This window comes from Mycobacterium sp., assembly GCF_049280035.1.
Taxonomy (GTDB): Bacteria; Actinomycetota; Actinomycetes; order Mycobacteriales; family Mycobacteriaceae; genus Mycobacterium.
In genome coordinates this window covers 1-2,577 of sequence record NZ_JBAPPI010000486.1, presented here as the reverse complement: position 1 = coordinate 2,577, position 2,577 = coordinate 1, and the positions used below count along the sequence as shown (strand labels likewise).

2 protein-coding genes are annotated in these 2,577 nt (G+C 66.5%); both read right to left on the bottom strand.

What is annotated here, in order from left to right; genetic code table 11:
* Positions 1 to 670 (bottom strand): trehalose monomycolate transport factor TtfA (ttfA, locus tag WAN71_RS15940; protein ID WP_422226258.1); only part of this gene is annotated, 670 nt, incomplete at its 3' end.
* Between the two features lie 113 nt (positions 671 to 783).
* Positions 784 to 2,577, bottom strand: a 1,794-nt coding sequence (locus tag WAN71_RS15935; RefSeq protein ID WP_422226257.1) for an ATP-dependent Clp protease ATP-binding subunit, incomplete at its 5' end; no start/stop codon positions are given.

Below are 2,577 nucleotides of genomic sequence, written 5' to 3'. Positions count from 1 at the left end.
GCGGACGGCTGGGTGCCGCTTTATGGCGTCCGGCCGATTGCGGCGCAGCGGCGGACTGTGCCACCGGCGGCAACACCCGCAGCAAGTCGTTGAATTGGCGCACCGTGCGTAGGCCCTCGTCCCATTGGGCACGAGTACTGCCGATAGGCATGCTGACCAGCGTCCAGTTCTGCTCGTTCCACATGATCTCGGCGCAGTCGGGCGCGGTGTGAGCGAAGGTGACCATGCGGCGATCGCAGGCCCGGCGGGCGGCGTCCAGGTTCGTGGAGTAGACCATCCGCGGCCCGATCGCGCCCAGCAGCCAAATGTCGTTCTCGCGAGGCTCTTTGAGCCCTTTGAGCCGCACGTCGACCACGACGTTGGTGCCCACCTTGCGGTGCAGCGCGATCACGGTGGCGACTTCCTCGAGATCGAAGATGAACACCGCCTCACCGCGGATCTGGCCCAACACGACGTTGCGCGCCGGGATATTGCTGCCCACGGTCGACATCACCCCGCGCTTCCAGCGCTTGAGGATTTCGGTGGATTCCAGCTCGTAGTCGAATCCGTGCGAACGTGCCCACGACTTGCGACGACGACCCCGCCCGCGGCGGCGATCGACGTCGACGTATAGCAACACCGCCGCGCCCACGAAGCACAGCGCGGAGAGCGTAAACCAAAGCGGAACCATCGCCACGTAGCCTAGCTGCTGTCAGCCCCCAACCGAGAACGCCAGCAGGTCACAACAGAATTAAAGTTTGCTACCGCTTCGGCTCCGCAGCCGGGCCAACCGGGTCGCCACCATCACCCAAGCACGAGGCTGTCGCCGTCGGCGCTGACGTTCACCGGAACCGTGTCGCCGTCGTGCACGTCGCCGGCCAGCAACATCTTGGCCAGCTGATCCCCGATGGCCTGCTGGACCAGCCGCCGCAGCGGACGCGCCCCATAGACCGGGTCGAACCCGCGCTGCGATAGCCACTTTTTGGCCGGCAGCGAGACCTCCAGTTGCAGCCGCCGTTGCGCCAGCCGCTTGGCCAGCTGAGCCAGCTGAATGTCGACGATCCGCACCAGCTCTTCGGGGTTCAGCCCGTCGAAGATCAGCACGTCGTCGAGCCGGTTGATGAACTCGGGTTTGAACGCCGAACGCACCGCCGCCATCACTTGCTCTTCAGTGCCACCCGACCCGAGGTTGGACGTCAGGATCAGGATGGTGTTGCGGAAGTCGACGGTACGGCCCTGCCCGTCGGTGAGCCGGCCCTCGTCGAGGACCTGCAGCAGCACGTCGAACACGTCCGGGTGAGCCTTTTCGACCTCGTCGAACAAAACCACGGTGTACGGCCGGCGGCGTACCGCTTCGGTCAGCTGGCCGCCCTGGTCGTAGCCGATGTAGCCCGGCGGTGCACCGACCAGGCGGGCCACCGAGTGCTTCTCGCCGTACTCGCTCATGTCGATGCGGACCATCGCTCGCTCGTCGTCGAAAAGGAAATCGGCCAGCGCCTTGGCCAGCTCGGTTTTGCCGACGCCGGTGGGGCCCAGGAACAGGAATGACCCGGTCGGCCGGTTGGGGTCGGCGACGCCGGCGCGCGAGCGGCGCACTGCGTCGGACACGGCCTGCACGGCCTTCTTCTGCCCGACGACGCGCTTACCCAGCTCGTCTTCCATCCGCAGCAGCTTGGCGGTTTCGCCTTCCAGCAGCCGACCCGCCGGGATGCCCGTCCACGCCGACACCACGTCGGCGATGTCGTCGGGACCGACCTCTTCCTTGAGCATCACGTTCTCGCGGGCCTCAGCTTGCGGCAGCGCCGCGTCGAGTTTCTTTTCCACCTCGGGGATGCGCCCATAGCGCAGCTCGGCGGCCTTGGCCAGGTCACCGTCGCGCTCTGCGCGCTCGGACTCCCCGCGCAACGTGTCCAGCTGCTCCTTGAGTTCGCGGACGACGTCGATGGCGTTCTTCTCGTTCTGCCACCGGGTGGTCAGCTCGGACAGCTTCTCGCGTTGGTCGGCCAGTTCGGAGCGCAACTTCTCCAGGCGCTCCTTGGACGCCGCGTCCTCTTCCTTGGCCAGCGCCATCTCTTCGATCTCGAGTCGGCGCACCAGGCGCTCGACCTCGTCGATTTCGACGGGCCGCGAGTCGATCTCCATCCGCAGCCGGCTGGCGGCCTCGTCGACCAGGTCGATGGCCTTGTCCGGCAGGAACCGGGCGGTGATGTACCGGTCGGATAGCGTGGCCGCCGCGACCAGCGCGGAGTCGGTGATGCGCACACCGTGATGCACCTCGTAACGGTCTTTGAGGCCACGCAGGATGCCGACGGTGTCCTCGACCGACGGCTCACCGACGAAGACCTGCTGGAAGCGCCGCTCCAGCGCGGCGTCTTTCTCGATGTGCTTGCGGTACTCGTCAAGTGTGGTGGCGCCGACCAGGCGCAGTTCGCCGCGGGCCAGCATCGGCTTGATCATGTTGCCGGCGTCCATCGCCGATTCACCGGTCGCGCCGGCCCCGACGATGGTGTGCAGCTCGTCGATGAAGGTGATGATCTGCCCGGCGGAGTTTTTGATGTCGTCGAGCACGGCCTTGAGGCGTTCCTCGAACTCGCCGCG